A 15,735-nucleotide genomic window follows, 5' to 3' on the forward strand; every position below is an offset into this window, starting at 1 on the left:
TCAGGCGGCCCGTTCCAGCCGCGGAAGTCCGCCGGTGGCGGCCAGGAAGTCGACGATCATGTCGAGACCTGCGCCCCGCGAAAGGTCCGCGAAGACCGTCGGCAGGCTGCCCCTGCCCTTGTCGGCGTCGGCGCGCATCCGGTCGAGGTCGGCGCCGACATAAGGGGCAAGATCGGTCTTGTTGACGACGAGGAGGTCCGAGCGGGTGATCGCCGGGCCGCCTTTCCTCGGAATGTCGTCGCCCTGGCAGACCGAGATGACGTAGATCGAGAGATCCACGAGATCCGGCGAGAAGGTGGCGGCGAGGTTGTCGCCGCCGGATTCGAGGAGGATCAGGTCGAGCCCGGCATGGCGCCGGTTGAGCTCGCGGATCGCGGCGAGATTGATCGAGGCATCCTCGCGAATCGCGGTATGCGGGCAACCGCCGGTCTCGACGCCGATGATCCGGTCGGCGGCGAGCGCCTGCATCCGCACCAGCGCCTCGGCGTCCTCGCGGGTGTAGATGTCGTTGGTGACGACGCCGATCGACCAGCGCTCGCGCGCCGCCTTGCAGAGCTTTTCGGTCAGCGTCGTCTTGCCGGAGCCGACCGGGCCGCCGATCCCGACCCTGAGCGGGCCATTCCTGGATGTCATGAACGAAAGAGCCTCGTTGAGAGCGTTTCGTGCCGCATCGCGGCGATGTCCGAGACTAGGGCGGCCGACCCCAGCTCGTCCAGCGCCGATCCGGCGGCGCGCCGGGCATTCGCCACGACGGCCGGGGACAGATCGCGCAGCACCGTCACCCATTCGCTCTGCCCGAGGGGAACGAGACGCACCGCCGCCGACACCAGGGATGCCGAAAGATTGTGGGCATAGGCGACGAGGCTGCCGGCGAGCGGCAGACCCGCATGGCAGGCGACGGCTCCGGCCACCACCGGCAGCGGCATCTCCGCGCCTTCGCCGGAGAGCGGCCAGCCGGCGCCTTCCGCGCGGATCCACGGCCGCGCGGCAGCGAGGAAGGCCGCGCCGAGGGTCAGCGTCTCCCGGCGCCGCTCGGCGCTGCCGGACAGGGCCGTTGCCAGCTCCGCGAGGCCGGCAAGCGCTTCCTTGTCGCCGTCAGCCGCGGCGCGGTGCGCCTGCGCCATGAGGACGAGATCGTTCCAGCCGCTGCCCCGCGCAAGAAGCACCTCCACCCAGCCGCGAACCGCGCCCGCATCGGCGACCCGCCCTTCCCGCACCGCCGCCTCGAGCCCGTGGGAATAGGCAAAGCCGCCGGTCGGAAAGGCCGGGGAAAACAGCGTCATCAGGGTCGCGAGATCCATGGCGCCGTCGCAGGCGTCGGGATCGCGTCCTCGCGCCACCGCTGTCTGCTGCAGATCTGCCCGTTCGAGGCCGGCGCCCCTCACCACGCCGCCTCAGCCGTCATGGTGATGGGCGTGATAGGCGCCGCCTTCCGGATCGAACGCCGCTTCGGTCTCCTCGACTGCGGCGCCGAGGCCTTCCAGCATCGTGCGGATCACCGGGTCGCGGCGGATCAGCAGCCGGTCCGCGAAGATCTGCGCCGGAAGGTGGCGGTTGCCGATCTGCCAGGCGAGCGTGACGAGATGGGCGGTATCGCGGGCCCGGACCGCATAGAGCGGCTCCGGCTTGGCCTTGACGCCGATCACCCGGCCGTCGTCGAGCAGGATGCCGTCGCCGTCGAGCAGGAGTGTCGCCTCCGGCAGGTCGAGCAGGAAGGCGATGCCGCCGTCGGAGACCATCGCCATGCGGCGGCGATGGCGGGCGGTTTCGTCGAGCGTGATCGTATCGGCCGGATCCGACCACTCGCCCTGCCTGACGACGCTGTTTCCGACGATCATGAAGCTTTCCTTCGATCCCGAGTCTCGCGAGGGACGTCGCGGCTCCGTTCGCGCAACCTAGTGCCGAGGCAGGGCGAGCGGAAGCGTTGTTTCCCAGGGCCCGCAACCCTTCCTGGCGCTGGAGGGGCGACGAGACCGCCTTCCCCCGCGCGCCGCCTCGCAGCGAATGTAAGGCAGGCAAGCAAACGGGCCCTCCTCAAACCGCGATTCACCTTATCTATTCAAGTCATTGAAGAAGAAAATGACAGGCCGAGTGCAGTCTGACCCCATGCGACGAGCACCATGAAAGGTAGCAGTGAGCTTTACGGAAAGTTAGCCCGAGTGGAGGAAGTTGCTTCTCGAAACCAACGGCGTCAGGGAGCCATCGGAGTGCAATCGATCAGCCGACGCGCCATGCTCACGGGAATCTCGGCGACGGCGCTCTGCGCCGTCGCTCCGCCTGCGCTGGCCGCCGGCGACATCGACGATCCGGCGACTCCCATGGTCACGGTCACCGACGGCGGCGGCAGGACGATGGCGCTGAGCCGGAACGACCTCGCCCGCATCGAGCAGACGCGGTTCGAGACGACGGCTCCCTTCATGACGACGCCGCGGCGCATGGAAGGCCCGTCCATCGCGGCGTTGCTGCGGAGTTTCGATCCTGACAGGACCTTCGAGCGCGTGGAGATCGCGGCGCTCGACGCCTATCTCGTCGCGGCCGACGTCGCATCACTCGTCGCGGACGGCGCCATCCTCGCCATCCGCCAGGACGGCGCCTTCCTGCCCGTCGCCGACAAGGGGCCTGCCCTCCTGATCTTCCCCTTCGACGACCGGCCGGCCCTGCAGGACAAGCGCCACTACGGCCTGTGCATCTGGCAGATCGCAGAAATCCGGCTTTCATGATCAGGCGTTGGCTGAAAGCCCCCCACAGCCTCGACCGCGCCGTCGGACTGTTGCTGATCGCGACCTGCATGCTCGCGGCTTTGGCCGTTCTGACGAGCATGCAGATCCAGCGCAATCAGCGGGAAATCCTGAGGATATCCAGCTACGACCTGCCCTATGTCTACGCCCGCACCCAGGTCGAGATCCTTCGGCTGCAGGCGGCGATCGGCAACGCCCTCGTCGACGACACCTCCTCGACCCCGCCCAGGCTGCATTGGGCGATCGTCAAGAGCCGCGTCTCGACCATCCCGGTGGCCGTCGGACCGATCGACGTTCCGGAAGCGGCTGTCGCCTCCCGCAATCTCGACCGGACGCTGAACACGATCGAACCGCTGATCGCCTCGCTCGGCGAGACCAACAACGGCATCAAGGCGCTGACGCATCTCGATCGCTCGGTCCGCGAGTTCACGCAGCTCGCCTCCCTGGCCAATGTCCGACAGACGCTGCTCTTCGAGCGCGAGCAGGGCGTCCTGTCACGCACGATGGCATGGCTCAGCGTGAACCTCGTGCTTCTGTGCCTGAGCGGCTTCACCATGCTTTTGCTGGTCTTCCGCCGCAAGCGGCAGCTCCGGGAGATCGCCGTGACGGACGTGTTGACGGGGCTGCCGAACCGGGCGGCCATCCAGAACTGGCTGCCGGGCAATGCGCGGCCCGTGACGATGGCGCTCGCCCTCGTCGACGTCGACAAGTTCAAGCAGGTGAACGACGAGCTCGGCCATGCCACCGGCGACGATCTCTTGCGCAGGCTTGCGGATGTCTTGAGGGATCAGGCGGGGCCCGGCACGCTGGCGGCCCGGCTCGGCGGCGACGAATTCGTCGTCATGTTCACGGGCGACGATGCCCGGCAAAGGGCCCGCCGTCAGTGCGCCGCGATCACGCGCGCGTTCCACCATGCCTCCCGGACGACCGGTTTCGCCAGGGTCACCCTCAGCATCGGCATTGCGGTCGGCGAAGTGGCGTCGGTTCCGGACATCGAGCAACTGATGACCCAGGCCGACCGCGCGATGTATGTCTCGAAGCGGAAGGGCGGCGACGGACAGACGTTTTCGGCGGAAGACTGCCCCTGCCACCTTTCTGCCGATCCGCTTCCGATGGCCAATGAAGACGCGCCCGTCTTTGCGTCGAGGCAGCTCGAGCAGGTCTGACGCCGCGCGCCCTCACCGGCATCCCGATCCCCGTTCCGGCCTGCAGAACCGCCCGGGGCGCTCCGTCGCGCAACACCCTCTTCTTCCCCGTTGCCGGAACTGCGGATCAGAACAGGAAATAGCGCTGGGCCATCGGCAGTTCCCTCGCCGGCTCGCAGGTGAGAAGCACGCCGTCGGCGCGCACCTCGTAGGTCTCCGGGTGGACCTCGATCCGCGGCGTCGCCGCATTGTGGATCATCGCGGACTTGCCGATGCCGCCGCGGGTGTTGGTCACCGCCAAGAACGTCTTCTCGCAGCCGAGCGCGGCCTTCAGCCCCCTGTCCATCGCGGCCTGCGAGACGAAGGTGACGCCCGTCGCGCCGACCGCCTTGCCGAACGCGCCGAACATCGGCCGGTAGTGCACCGGCTGCGGCGTCGGGATCGAGGCGTTCGGATCGCCCATCGGCGCCGCCGCGATCATCCCGCCGATCAGCACCATCATCGGCTTGACGCCGAAGAAGGCCGGATCCCACAAAACGATGTCCGCCCGCTTGCCGACCTCGATCGAGCCGATCTCGCGGCTCATCCCCTGGGCGATGGCCGGGTTGATCGTGTATTTCGCGACATAGCGCTTCGCCCGGAAATTGTCGTTGTCGCCGGTCTCCTCCGGCAGCCGGCCGCGCTGGCGCTTCATCTTGTCCGCCGTCTGCCAGGTCCGGATGATCACCTCGCCGACCCGGCCCATCGCCTGGCTGTCCGACGCGATGATCGAGAAGGCACCGATGTCGTGGAGGATGTCCTCGGCGGCGATCGTCTCCTTGCGGATGCGGCTTTCGGCGAAGGCGATGTCCTCGGGAATCGACGCGTCGAGATGGTGGCAGACCATCAGCATGTCGAGATGCTCTTCGAGGGTATTCACCGTGTAGGGCCGGGTCGGGTTGGTCGAGGACGGCAGGACGTTCTCCAGCCCGCAGACCTTGATGATGTCCGGTGCGTGGCCGCCGCCGGCGCCTTCGGTGTGGAAGGCGTGGATCGTCCGGCCCTTGAAGGCGTCGACGGTGTTTTCGACGAAGCCCGATTCGTTCAGCGTATCGGTGTGGATCATCACCTGGACGTCGTGGTCGTCAGCCACCGACAGGCAGTTGTCGATCGCCGCCGGCGTCGTGCCCCAGTCCTCGTGCAGCTTGAGCGCGCAGGCACCACCCTCGATCATCTCGACCAGCGGGGCCGGCAGCGAGGCGTTGCCCTTGCCGGAAAAGCCGATGTTCATCGGGACGGAATCGACCGCCTGGATCATCCGTGCCAGATGCCACGGCCCGGGCGTGCAGGTTGTCGCCAGCGTGCCGTGGGCCGGGCCGGTGCCGCCGCCCAGCATCGTCGTGACGCCGGAAAACAGCGCCTCGTCGATCTGCTGCGGGCAGATGAAGTGGATGTGGCTGTCGAAGCCGCCGGCGGTGACGATCTTGCCCTCGCCGGCGATCGCCTCGGTGCCGGGGCCGACGATGATGGTCACGTCCGGCTGGGTGTCGGGATTGCCGGCCTTGCCGATGGCGGCGATGCGCCCGTCCTTCAGCCCGATGTCCGCCTTGTAGATGCCGGTATGGTCGAGGATCAGCGCGTTGGTGATCACCGTGTCCACCGCGCCGTCCGCCCGCGAATGCTGCGACTGGCCCATGCCGTCGCGGATCACCTTGCCGCCGCCGAACTTCACCTCCTCGCCATAGGTCGTCAGGTCCCTCTCGACCTCGATGAACAGCTCGGTATCGGCGAGCCGCACCCTGTCGCCGGTGGTCGGGCCGAACATGGCGGCATAGGAAGCGCGGGAGATCTGGGCGGGCATGGCGTCTCTCTCGTGGATACCGGCGGGACTTCGGCTCGCAGGCACGGCGCGGACCGCGCTGCAGCGCAACCAGCATATGTCGGTCGCGAAAGCTTGTCTTCACTCATCTGCCGTGATCGCCGACGCTCGTCCGCGACCCGTCTTCGAGAGAGAGCGACTGGTTTCAGTCGGCGTCCGGGACCATATCCCTCGAAAAGGACCAGCCATGCGCAACCTCGCTCTCATCGCGGCACTCGCTGCCGCAGCCGCCACCGCCCCCGCTCTGGCGCAGCCCTACGATCCCGGGCCGCAATTCAGCGTGCCCGGCTCCTCGGTCTCCGGCATGCGGATCGGCGGCGCGCCGCCGAAGCTGCAGTCGCGCAGCGTGCCCAACGCGCCGGTGTTCGGCGACACGGTCGAGGAGCGCTACTATGGCCGCCCCTATGACGACAGCTACCTGCATCCGCGGATCCCGCGCGGCTCGAGCGAGGCCGGATCGATCCAGCGGCGCGCCCGGCAGGGCGATCCGGGCCTCGATCCCGGCCGCGCCGGCGAGTTCGCGCGCAGCGGACCGAACGCCATCGGATCGAGCGAGGTCACCCGCGACCGCACACGAGGATCGGGCAGCCGCGCCGTCATCCGGAAATAGAGGGATGCCCCGCCTGACACGCTGGGCTACGGTGCCAGCGGCGGGCTGCCCCACGCAGGCCGGAGCGGATGGGAACCAGCCGCATGCCGTGCGATTGTGCCAGCGACACATTCCGGCAGCATCCGCCCGGCAGTATCGACAAGCTGGCATCGTCGGACGCAGGGCCTGTCATGATTCGGCGCGACCGGCCCCGCGAGCATCCCGGAACGGTCGTCTTGACAGAGGCGCGGCCGTCGGCAGCATCAAGCCTCGCACTCGATGGAGACATGCCATGTCCACGAAGACCATCCGCCGCCTCGCGATCGCCGGTCTGATCGCGGCAGCAACGATTGCCGGTCCGGCAGCCGCCCAGGGCATCGGATCAGGATCCTCGTCGATCGGCGGATCCTCCTCGATCGGCAGCGGCATCCAGTCCGGCAACACCGCCTCGCCGGATTCGACCCAGCTCCGCGCCACGGAAGGCGACGCGACGATCAACAGCTCCAACGTCGACGCCATCGCCCGCTCGGGCAACATCGGCACGTCCTCGGCCACGACCTTCGGCTCGGATGGCGGCCTCTCGAACAGCTCGGACTATTCGCTGCAGCTCGCGCCGAACCCGGGGCCGATGCCGAGGCTCCCCTCCCCCAAGGTCGGGATCGATCTCGGAGCCATCAGGGCCGGCCTCGACGCAGCACCCAGCGCGACGCCGGACGCCGCCGGCAACTGACCGCGCGTCCCCGGCGCGCCAGGATCCACACGGTCGGCGGCGGGTGCGCGTCGCCCCGCTGCGCACGGCCGGCGAGAGTCGGCCGAAGCCTCCGAAGGCGCGTCGAACCGCCCCGTCCCGACAATCCAGGACAGGGCTGCAAACACGTGATCCTGCTGGCAAAACTTACACAGGCGAGCGTCTTGGCTGCACCTCGTGACGGTGCAGAGACATGGCCCGGGAAAACGCCGCAGCGTCGCAGCCAAGGCCACCCTTCCGACAACCGACGCGGAATGCCCCGCGTCGCCGCCGCCTACAGCGCGCCCATCACCTTCGCATTGAAACCATACACCTTGCGCGCGCCGCGCAGGGGAACCAGCGTCACGTCCCGCGTCTGGCCGGGCTCGAAGCGCACGGCGGTGCCGGCGGCGATGTCGAGGCGCATGCCCCGCGCCGTCTCGCGATCGAACTGCAGGGCGGGATTGGTCTCGGCGAAATGATAGTGGCTGCCGACCTGCACCGGCCGGTCGCCGGTGTTCGACACGGTGAGCGCAACGGGTTCCTGCCCCTCGTTGAGCGTCAGCTCGCCTTCCATGGTGATGACTTCGCCGGGAATCATGGATGACGGTCCTTCCGATCGCGGAACGAAAACGGGCCCTGGGGGCTGGCATCTGACCCGGCAGATTGGATCCACCGAACGTATCCCGCGCCGATCATGCCGGCGCGGGACGGTGTTCGCCCCCTCAGGCTGCGAACAGCATCAGGCCGGCCGCGGCGCCGAGGAGACCGACCGCCCGAATGGCGATCGGCTGCGCGTGGCGCACCGCGGTCGAGCCGAGCATGAGCCCGCCGAGATGCAGCGCCGCCGTCGCCAGCGCGAAGCCGCAGGCGTAGGACAGCGCACCGGCCGCACCGAGCTCGGAGCCGTGGGCATGGCCGTGGAAGACGGCGAACAGGCCGACGATCGCCGCGGCGCCCGCCGCCGGGATCCGCACGGCCAGCGCGATCAGGAGACCGATGGCGACGACGGAGGCGAGGATCGCCGGCTCGACGAGGGGCAGCGAGACACCGGCCATGGCGAGGCCGAAGCCGACCAGCATCATGACGACGAAGGCCGCGGGAATCACGAGGCGGGCGGCGCCCTTGAAGGTCGCGGCCCAGACGCCGACGAGCAGCATCACGACGATATGATCGAGGCCGGTCAGCGGATGCGAAACGCCGGCGAGCAGCGATCCGTGCTCGGCCGGGTTGAGATGGGCGAAGGCCGGCAGCGGCGTCGCGAGAACCGCGGCAGCGGCAAGAAGAGTGCGTTTCGGCATGAAGTCCCTCGTGATTGGTCGACCGGCGCCCCGACTTGGGTCGCGCCCCAGCCGTCGATGTCTGCGTCATGGATCCCGTTGCCTCGGCCGCTGAGACGGCCGGGCCACGGGTGCCGGCGATGATGTTGTCGGCTGCCGCCGCTGTCAAAGGCTTTTTCGCAGCTGCACAGACTTCGTTCATCCTGCCGAACGAATCTGCCCTCCAGCGGTTGTGGATATCGCCGGATCGGCCTGTGGGGACCCGGCCCGCGCCCCCGGGGAAACCCGGCGCTCACATTTTCGTTCTATTGCCATGAGGTCGCCTCGGCGACACATTAACGCTAGGGAAAGCGCAAAGCGCCGACGCCAATGATCGGAGCAGCTTTCCGCAACAGGTTGGAGCAATCCATGAGCCGTCGCACCGTTTGCGGCCTCATCGCTTTGAGCGTCGCAGCTGCCGTTGCCGGGTTCGCCGCCCCGGCCGGCGAGAGCCACCCGCTGATCGTCCGGGTCGTCACCATTGGCGGCGAGACCGGCCCCGCCTACTATTCCCTGGTGGAACAGGGCTACCGCTTCCTGGGCCGCGAGCCGTCGGCCGATCGGATGATGGCCGACGCCGGCTCGCCCTCCGAGCCGGGTGGCCCGTCGATGAAGACGCTCGAGACCGCCTCCCACTGAGGTCGGAGCCGACCCCCTCCGTGCCGCAGATTCTCCCCTTGTGGAGATCATCCCGCCGGTCGGTCAGGGCAACATTTCAGATCGATGCCGGCGCTTTCAGGACTCACGTGCCGGTCCTGCCGGGCGCGCACGGCGCGCGCCCTCGCCCCATTGCTTGGGCCCCTTGTCTTGGAGCCCCGTGTCCGGGGCTCATGTCTGGGCCGATGCGTCGCTCACAGCGTCGCCTGCAGTTCGTCGAGTCCCTTGCGGGTCGCCGCGACGATGGTGTCGACATGCTCGCGCTCGACGATCAGCGGCGGGCAGAAGGCCAGGGCATCGCCGATCGCCCGCAGGATCACGCCGTTCGCCTGGATGAAGCCGAAGGCTTTCGCCGCCAGCGCGCCCGCCGGCTGCACGGAGCTCTTCGCTGCCTTGTCGGTGACGAGCTCGACCGCCGCGATCAGGCCGACGCCCCGCACCTCGCCGACCAGCGGGTGGTCGAGGAGCGTGCCCAGCTGCGCCTGGAAATACGGCGCCATCTCCGCCGCGTGTTCCATCAGCCCCCGCTCCTCGATGATCGCGAGGTTCTCCAGCGCGACGGCCGCCGCGACCGGATGGCCCGAGGCCGTGTAGCCATGGCCGAAGGTGCCGATCTGGGAGGATTCGTCGGCGACGGGCTGGTAGACCCGGTCGTTGATCAGCAGCGCCGAGATCGGCAGGTAGGACGAGGACAAAGCCTTCGACAGCGTCATGATGTCCGGCTCGATCCCGTAGGTCTCGGAGCCGAAGGTCCGGCCGGTGCGGCCGAAGCCGCAGATCACCTCGTCGGCGACAAGCAGGATGTCGTGTTTCTTCAGGACCGCCTGGATCTTCTCCCAGTAGGTCTTCGGCGGCACGATGACGCCGCCGGCGCCCATCACCGGCTCGCCGATGAAGGCGGCGATCGTCTCCGGCCCCTCGGCCATGATCAGCGCCTCGAGGTCGGCGGCGCAGCGGCTGGCGAAATCCTCCTCGCTCTCCCCCTCGTGGCCCTCTCGCCAGTAATGCGGGCAGGTCGTGTGGAGGATGCCCTCCATCGGCAGGTCGAAGGAGCGGTGGTTGTTCGGCAGGCCGGTCAGGCTGGCGGAGGCCAGCGTCACCCCGTGGTAGCCCTTGATCCGGCTGATGATCTTCTTCTTCAGGGGCTGGCCGAGCGCGTTCGAGCGATAGCGCACCAGCTTGATCATGGTGTCGTTGGCTTCGGAGCCGGAATTGGTGAAATAGGCCTTCGACATCTTCACCGGCGCCATGGCGATCAGCTTCTCGGCGAGCTCGATCGCCGGCACATGCGACTTGTGGGTGAAGGTGTGGTAGTAGTTCAGCTTCTGCATCTGCCGGCTGGCGGCGTCGGCGAGCCGCTTCTCGCCGAAGCCGATGGCCACCGACCACAGCCCCGCCATCGCCTCGATGTAGCGCTTGCCGTCGGTGTCGGTGACATGCATCCCCTCGCCGCTCTCGATGACGATCGGACCGACCTCCTCGTGGCGGCGGGCATTGGTGTAGCTGTGCATGTGATAGGCGACGTCGCGCGCCTCGATCGAGTTCGGCTGCAGGGTCATCGACAAAACTCCCGGGGAGGATGGCAAACCCGGAGCGTCGCGCGGTGCTCGGCCGCGTCCGGGGAGGGTCGGCGCGCCGGCGCGACCCGTCGCATCGACTTATAGGGCCGCGCCGGCCCCTCCGCCATGGCCCGGGTGCGCGAGGCCCGCAGCCGCTGCCATGGGATCGCAAGGGCGCCGACAGGAACGGCGTGGCGTCGAAACCCGCGGCCTCGTCAGTCTCGCCCCCGTGCCGACACATTCGCGTGTGTCGAAACGTTCCTCCAGATCAGCGCCTTACGATGGAAATCGAAGACGCCTGGGCGCGAAGAGAGAAGGCGCCAGCCTCAACACGTCGTCATTCTCGGCCCCCGTCTCTCCAAGATTCACACATCTCTCAAGGGCTTCATTGGCAAGTCGGTGCCAAGCGGTGTCACCGTTGAAGGGGTTGGCGAAACCCCGCGGTTTCGTCATTCTCGGGCCCCGTCCCGAGAATCCAGGGGCAGCCGCCGCGATATCCCCGCCTCCGCCTTCTGCAGCTGAAGCCGCCTTCTGCAGCTGAAGCGCAACGCGCCCGACGACCCCTGGATTCTCGGGACGGGGCCCGAGAATGACGAGGCGTTGGGGCTGGAGCCTTCCTTTTCTCCGCCCCCGGCGTCTCCAATCTCAATCGCAAGATACTGTCTTGGAGGAACTTCTTGGGATGTGTGAACGCTGTAGGGCCCGTGCCGAGAATCCAAGAGCAGCGCCTCGGACACCCGATCCTGCTCAATGAACTCTGCCGAGCCATTGCTGAAAAACATGCCCCGGGAGCCCATACCGAGGAAGCGTCGAACCCGGCTGCTCCCTGAGGCGCCTCCCCAGCGAACCGGCAAACCCAAACCCTTCACCACGCGCCGCTCGCACGTGGCGCGTCACCCGCTCACGGCGTCTGCAGCAGCCGCTCCAGATACTCCCGCTCCTGCTGGGGCGAGAGCTGATTGCCGAGCCGCTTGCGGATCTGGTCGAGGATCCGGCGGGCGCGCTGGGTGTCGATTTCGTCGGGCACGCCGACGTCCTGACCGAAGTCCGGCCCTTGCGTGTTGCGCTGGCGGCCGAGGGGGTCGCGGCTCGACTGGTTGCTCTGCCGCCCCCCGAAGCCCGGGCCCTGCTGGCCCTGCCCGGGCTGCTGGCCCTGCTGCATCGCCTGCTGCATCTGCTGCATCATGTCCTGGGCGCCGCGCCGCAGGGCTTCCAGCGCCTTGCCCTGGTGGCCGAAGGCCTCGCCGTCGCGGCCCTGGCCGAGCGAGCCTTCGGCGTTGCCCATTTCCTCGCCGGCCTCGCCGAACTCCTGGGAGGGCTGCATGCCCATGCCCTCGAGCTCCTTGCCCATGGCCTCCAGCTCCTGCTGCAGCTGGCCCTGCTGCTTCTGGAGCTCCTTCAGCATCTCCTGCATCTCTTCGGCGGTCATCTCGCCGCCCTGCTGCTGGCCGCCATCCTGCTGGGGCTCGCCCTGCTCACCCTGCTGCTGCTGTTGCTGATCCTGCTGGCCCGGCTGCTGCTGGCCTTCCTGCTGGCGCCGGTATTGCTGGCGCCCGAGGTCGTAGGTCTGGTCGCGCAGCTGCTGCTGGCGTTGCAGCAGCTCGCCCATCTTGTTCATCTGCTGCTGCATCGGGTTCTGCTGGCCCTGCTGGCCCTGCTGCTGCTGGCCGGGCCGCATGGCCTGCAGGTTGTCCATCATCTGCTGCAGTTCCGACAGGAGCTGCTGGGCGGCGTCCTTCGAGCCGGACTTCGCCAGATCCTCGATCCGGTCGAGCATCTTCTGCAGATCCTGCGGCCGGATTTCCTGAAGGTTCTGCGCCTGCATCTCCTGCTGGCTCATCGGCGGCATGTTCTGCATCTGCTCGGCAAGCGCCTGCATGTATTCCTGCATCGCCTCGCGCAGCTCCTGCATGAGCCGGTCGATCTCCTCGTTCGAGGCGCCGTTCTCCAGCGCCTCGGCCAGCTCTTCCCGCGCGTCCCTGAGGCGGCGCTCGGCGAGCGACAGGTCGCCGTCCTCAATGCCGAGGGCGATCTCCCACATGAAGTCGGCGGCCGATCGCAGCGTGTCGTCGTCGCGGGCGGTGGCGATCCGGGTCCGCACGGCCTTCAGCGCGAGATAGTCCGACGGGTTGGGGATGAACTCGTCGCCGCGCAGCGTCACGGCGTCGAGCATGTCGACGACGCGCGGCGCCCGGTTGGCGTCGAGGGCGAGGATGCGCCGCTGCTCGACCACGGCCTTGGCCAGCGGATTGAGGAAGCGGCGCTCGGGCAGCGTGATGGTCTTGGTCTCCGAGCGTCCGGTCTGGCCGGCATCGTCCTCGGCGAGAAGCGTCAGGGCCACCTTGGCCCCGGCATAGGGGCTCTCCGTCAGGTCGACGCTGGATTTCGCCTCGTTCTTGCCGTTGCCGCGCCGCGGCACCGACAGCCGGATCTCCGGCGCGGGATAGAGCGGGCGCGCGCCAGCTGCTCCGGCACCCTCCAGGGCGATCTCGCCACGCGCCTTGCGCACGCCGTAGTCGTCGGCGGCTTCATAGGCGAGTTGCAGGGCGCCGTTCTTGGCCTCGCTCGGCTCCTGCGTGAAGGCGATCGTCGGATCGTTGTCCGCAACGACGTCGAAGCGCCAGGCGCCGAGCGAGGAGAAGCCCGTCGCGACGTCGAGCGACCCGCCCTCGGCGATCGTGTACTCGTAGTCGCGCGGGCCGCCCGCTGCCGGCTCGGCATCGGCTTCGGTCCTGGCGCCGGTCCCGGCGTCCGTGGCGGTCGTCGTCCCCGCCTCGCCCGCAGCCGCTTGCGTGTCGCCCTGATCCGGCCGTGCCGCAGCCTCGGCGGCGGCCCTGGCGGCCGCAACCTCCGCCGTCGAGGGAACCTCGCTCGCCGGAGCGCCCTCGCGCGTCGGCTGGAAGGTCACCTCGACATTGTCGCCGTCGCTGATGCGCAGGGAGAACACCGAGCCTTCCGGGACGGTGACCGGCGAGGTGTCGGCGGCCGACAGGAAGATCGGCGCGCGCCGCGTATAGGCCGGCGGCGTCACCCAGGCATCGACGCGGCGGCCGGCGGAAGCTTCCGTCACCGGCTGCAGGAAGGCGTCACCGATTCGCCCGCCATCCGGGCCGAAGGAAAAGCCGAAGGCCGTCACCAGCAACAGCGCGACGACGGCCCGCAGGCCGATGGGATCGAGCCGCTCGCTGCGGGTCTCGGGCGCGCCGCCGGACAGGTGCTTCAGCTCGCGCTCCATGCGCCGCTGGTGCTCGCGCCACAGCGCCTGCGCGAAGGGATCGTCGCTCGCCGGGCGCTCGCCCTGGGTGCGCAGCGGCTGGTGATGGAGGCGGCTGGTCGATTCGATCCGCCGGTCGACCTCGAGACCGGAGGGCAGACGCAGCCGGCGCGGGCCGACGGCGAGCATGCCCAGCGACAGGATCGCCAGGATCGCGATCAGGCCGACCACGCCGAGACGCAGAAGGTCCGGCATCATCCGGAAGAGGCCGAACCAGGCCAGCGAGACGAACAGCGCCGCGGCGCAGGCAAAGCCGAGGATCGCCGGCCAGGAGCGCTCGAGCAGCATCGCGGCGAAGGTCGCCCGGCGCGTCCATCCGAGCCCCCGGGTCGGCTGCCATTTGTCTGCCGCGCCGCTCTCAGCCATGCCCTGCCCCGTCTTGCGCCATCAAGCACCAACCCTAGCAGGATTTGAGGCGAAGTGGAGGCGCCTGACGGGACTGTGAAGAGGCCGTGCGGTCAGAGGGTTGCGGGCGGCGGATCAGGATGCCGCGGGGCGTCGACCGCAGGCTGGCGCGCCGCAGCGGGCGGTGCCCGGACCGTCCGGATCAGGCGACCTGACCGGTCGCCGGCCGCCGGCCATGGGCGTGTGCCCTACTGCGAGCCGTCGAGCCAGTCCGGCAGCCGGTCGAGACCGACAAGCTCGTCGATGGTCTGGCGCGGCCGCACCAGCGCATAGGCCCCGCCTTTGACCAGCACTTCGGCGACGAGGGGCCGGGTGTTGTAGGTCGAGGACTGCACGGCGCCATAGGCGCCGGCCGAGGAGACGGCGACGAGGTCGCCGGGTTTCACCCGCGGCATGTCGCGGTCCCTGGCGAGGAAATCGCCGCTCTCGCAGACCGGGCCGACGACATCCACGGTGAAGCGGTCCGCGCCCGCCGGCTCGTTGACCGGCAGGATGTCGTGCCAGGCGTCATAGAGGGTCGGGCGGATCAGGTCGTTCATCGCTGCGTCGAGGATGACGAAGGTCTTGCCCTCGGTCTCCTTCACATAGATCACCCGCGAGACGAGAATCCCGGCATTGGCCGCGATCAGCCGTCCCGGCTCGAACACCACCTGGCAACCGAGGTCGCGCACGTGCCGCTTGACGATCTCGGCATAGGCCGGCGGCTCCGGCGGCGGCTGGTTGTCGCGCCGGTAGGGAACGCCGAGGCCACCGCCGAGATCGACATGGCTGATCGGATGGCCCTTGCCGCGCAGCGTGCGCACCAGGGTGGCGAGGCGGTCGAAGGCCCGGTCGAAGGGCTCCAGCGCCTCGATCTGGCTGCCGATATGCATGTCGATGCCGGTGACGGCGATGCCGGGCAGCTCCCGCGCCCGCTCGTAGACCGCTTCGGCGCGGTCGTAGGCGATGCCGAACTTGTCGGACTTCTTGCCCGTCGAGATCTTGGCGTGGCCGCCGGCATCGACGTCGGGATTGATCCGGAACGAGACGTTGGCGGTCAGCCCCGCCTCGCTCGCCCGCGCCGAGATCGCCTCGAGCTCGGGCTCCGATTCGACGTTGAAGCAGAAGATGCCCGACGCCAGCGCGACGTCGATCTCGGCGACGGTCTTGCCGACGCCGGAGAACATGATCTTCTCTGCCGGAATGCCCGCCCGCAGTGCCCGAATCAGCTCGCCGCCCGAGACGACGTCGGCGCCGGCGCCGAGCCTTGCCAGGGTCGCCAGCACCGCCTGGTTGGAATTCGCCTTCACCGCGTAGCAGACCAGCGCATCGATGTCGGAGAAGGCGCCGGCGAAGACGCGGTAGTGCCGCTCGAGGGTCGCCGTCGCGTAGCAGTAGAACGGCGTTCCGACCTCGGCCGCGATGGTCTCGACCGGCACGTCCTCGGCGTGGAGCCTGCCGTCCCGGAATTCGAAATGGTTCATG

Annotated in this window: 14 protein-coding genes; 5 read left to right on the forward strand and 9 right to left on the reverse strand. The window is 68.7% G+C overall.

What is annotated here, in order from left to right; all coding sequences use genetic code 11:
• The 3 genes from ureG to ATO4_RS01765 form a co-directional block, all read right to left on the reverse strand.
• Entirely contained in the window at nucleotides 1–633 is a 633-nt protein-coding gene (ureG, locus tag ATO4_RS01755; protein ID WP_083589653.1) for an urease accessory protein UreG, read from the reverse strand.
• Nucleotides 630–1,301, reverse strand: coding sequence for an urease accessory protein UreF (locus ATO4_RS01760; protein ID WP_245308510.1), 672 nt, complete (start codon nucleotides 1,299–1,301; stop codon nucleotides 630–632). The genes ureG and ATO4_RS01760 overlap by 4 nt, the downstream gene beginning before the upstream one ends.
• Before the next feature lie 93 nt (nucleotides 1,302–1,394).
• Nucleotides 1,395–1,838 (reverse strand): urease accessory protein UreE, encoded by a 444-nt coding sequence (locus tag ATO4_RS01765; protein WP_083589654.1) that lies wholly within the window; start codon nucleotides 1,836–1,838, stop codon nucleotides 1,395–1,397.
• 369 nt (nucleotides 1,839–2,207) lie between these two features.
• On the opposite strand from ATO4_RS01765, the gene ATO4_RS01770 reads away from it, so the two are divergent.
• The gene (locus tag ATO4_RS01770) at nucleotides 2,208–2,720 is read left to right on the forward strand and encodes a hypothetical protein (protein ID WP_139802187.1); all 513 of its coding nucleotides are present in this window, start codon (nucleotides 2,208–2,210) and stop codon (nucleotides 2,718–2,720) included.
• Nucleotides 2,717–3,904 (forward strand): GGDEF domain-containing protein, encoded by a 1,188-nt coding sequence (locus tag ATO4_RS01775; protein WP_083589656.1) that lies wholly within the window; start codon nucleotides 2,717–2,719, stop codon nucleotides 3,902–3,904. The genes ATO4_RS01770 and ATO4_RS01775 overlap by 4 nt, the downstream gene beginning before the upstream one ends.
• 106 nt (nucleotides 3,905–4,010) lie before the next feature.
• Here the strand turns inward: ATO4_RS01775 and ureC are convergent, their stop codons facing one another.
• Nucleotides 4,011–5,723 carry an urease subunit alpha gene (ureC, locus tag ATO4_RS01780; protein WP_083589657.1) on the reverse strand — a complete coding sequence of 571 codons (1,713 nt, stop codon included), beginning with the start codon at nucleotides 5,721–5,723 and terminating at the stop codon, nucleotides 4,011–4,013.
• 205 nt (nucleotides 5,724–5,928) lie between these two features.
• On the opposite strand from ureC, the gene ATO4_RS01785 reads away from it, so the two are divergent.
• Complete coding sequence (locus ATO4_RS01785; protein ID WP_083589658.1) at nucleotides 5,929–6,351, forward strand: hypothetical protein; 423 nt, start codon at nucleotides 5,929–5,931, stop codon at nucleotides 6,349–6,351.
• 271 nt (nucleotides 6,352–6,622) lie between these two features.
• Nucleotides 6,623–7,060 carry a hypothetical protein gene (locus tag ATO4_RS01790; RefSeq protein WP_083589659.1) on the forward strand — a complete coding sequence of 146 codons (438 nt, stop codon included), beginning with the start codon at nucleotides 6,623–6,625 and terminating at the stop codon, nucleotides 7,058–7,060.
• Between the two features lie 292 nt (nucleotides 7,061–7,352).
• Here ATO4_RS01790 and ATO4_RS01795 read toward each other — a convergent pair whose 3' ends face one another.
• Together ATO4_RS01795 and ATO4_RS01800 are read right to left on the reverse strand one after the other, a co-directional pair.
• Nucleotides 7,353–7,658, reverse strand: a complete 306-nt coding sequence (locus ATO4_RS01795; protein ID WP_083589660.1) for an urease subunit beta — start codon at nucleotides 7,656–7,658, stop codon at nucleotides 7,353–7,355.
• A 124-nt stretch (nucleotides 7,659–7,782) separates the two neighbouring features.
• Nucleotides 7,783–8,358 carry a HupE/UreJ family protein gene (locus tag ATO4_RS01800; protein ID WP_083589661.1) on the reverse strand — a complete coding sequence of 192 codons (576 nt, stop codon included), beginning with the start codon at nucleotides 8,356–8,358 and terminating at the stop codon, nucleotides 7,783–7,785.
• Nucleotides 8,359–8,745: 387 nt separating this feature from the next.
• On the opposite strand from ATO4_RS01800, the gene ATO4_RS01805 reads away from it, so the two are divergent.
• Nucleotides 8,746–9,015, forward strand: a complete 270-nt coding sequence (locus tag ATO4_RS01805; RefSeq protein ID WP_083589662.1) for a hypothetical protein — start codon at nucleotides 8,746–8,748, stop codon at nucleotides 9,013–9,015.
• 212 nt (nucleotides 9,016–9,227) lie between these two features.
• Here the strand turns inward: ATO4_RS01805 and ATO4_RS01810 are convergent, their stop codons facing one another.
• From ATO4_RS01810 to lysA, 3 genes are all read right to left on the reverse strand, one after another.
• Entirely contained in the window at nucleotides 9,228–10,592 is a 1,365-nt protein-coding gene (locus ATO4_RS01810) for an aspartate aminotransferase family protein (protein ID WP_083589663.1), read from the reverse strand.
• A gap of 901 nt (nucleotides 10,593–11,493) precedes the next feature.
• Nucleotides 11,494–14,232: a TIGR02302 family protein gene (locus ATO4_RS01820; RefSeq protein WP_083589665.1), complete on the reverse strand. Its 2,739-nt coding sequence runs from the start codon at nucleotides 14,230–14,232 to the stop codon at nucleotides 11,494–11,496.
• A gap of 227 nt (nucleotides 14,233–14,459) precedes the next feature.
• Nucleotides 14,460–15,734, reverse strand: coding sequence for a diaminopimelate decarboxylase (gene lysA, locus ATO4_RS01825; RefSeq protein ID WP_083589666.1), 1,275 nt, complete (start codon nucleotides 15,732–15,734; stop codon nucleotides 14,460–14,462).
• Nucleotide 15,735 lies beyond the last annotated feature (1 nt).

This window comes from Aurantimonas sp. 22II-16-19i (assembly GCF_002088275.1).
GTDB lineage: Bacteria > Pseudomonadota > Alphaproteobacteria > Rhizobiales > Rhizobiaceae > Jiella.

What these genes read in the sequence shown, in the direction of transcription:
- ATO4_RS01810 (WP_083589663.1), bottom strand. Translation starts at nt 10,592, where the DNA reads ATGACCCTGCAGCCGAACTCGATCGAGGCGCGCGACGTCGCCTATCAC.
- ATO4_RS01775 (WP_083589656.1), top strand. Translation starts at nt 2,717, where the DNA reads ATGATCAGGCGTTGGCTGAAAGCCCCCCACAGCCTCGACCGCGCCGTC.
- ATO4_RS01820 (WP_083589665.1), bottom strand. Translation starts at nt 14,232, where the DNA reads ATGGCTGAGAGCGGCGCGGCAGACAAATGGCAGCCGACCCGGGGGCTC.
- ureG (WP_083589653.1), bottom strand. Translation starts at nt 633, where the DNA reads ATGACATCCAGGAATGGCCCGCTCAGGGTCGGGATCGGCGGCCCGGTC.
- ATO4_RS01760 (WP_245308510.1), bottom strand. Translation starts at nt 1,301, where the DNA reads ATGGATCTCGCGACCCTGATGACGCTGTTTTCCCCGGCCTTTCCGACC.
- lysA (WP_083589666.1), bottom strand. Translation starts at nt 15,734, where the DNA reads ATGAACCATTTCGAATTCCGGGACGGCAGGCTCCACGCCGAGGACGTG.
- ATO4_RS01795 (WP_083589660.1), bottom strand. Translation starts at nt 7,658, where the DNA reads ATGATTCCCGGCGAAGTCATCACCATGGAAGGCGAGCTGACGCTCAAC.
- ATO4_RS01805 (WP_083589662.1), top strand. Translation starts at nt 8,746, where the DNA reads ATGAGCCGTCGCACCGTTTGCGGCCTCATCGCTTTGAGCGTCGCAGCT.
- ureC (WP_083589657.1), bottom strand. Translation starts at nt 5,723, where the DNA reads ATGCCCGCCCAGATCTCCCGCGCTTCCTATGCCGCCATGTTCGGCCCG.
- ATO4_RS01785 (WP_083589658.1), top strand. Translation starts at nt 5,929, where the DNA reads ATGCGCAACCTCGCTCTCATCGCGGCACTCGCTGCCGCAGCCGCCACC.
- ATO4_RS01765 (WP_083589654.1), bottom strand. Translation starts at nt 1,838, where the DNA reads ATGATCGTCGGAAACAGCGTCGTCAGGCAGGGCGAGTGGTCGGATCCG.
- ATO4_RS01790 (WP_083589659.1), top strand. Translation starts at nt 6,623, where the DNA reads ATGTCCACGAAGACCATCCGCCGCCTCGCGATCGCCGGTCTGATCGCG.
- ATO4_RS01800 (WP_083589661.1), bottom strand. Translation starts at nt 8,358, where the DNA reads ATGCCGAAACGCACTCTTCTTGCCGCTGCCGCGGTTCTCGCGACGCCG.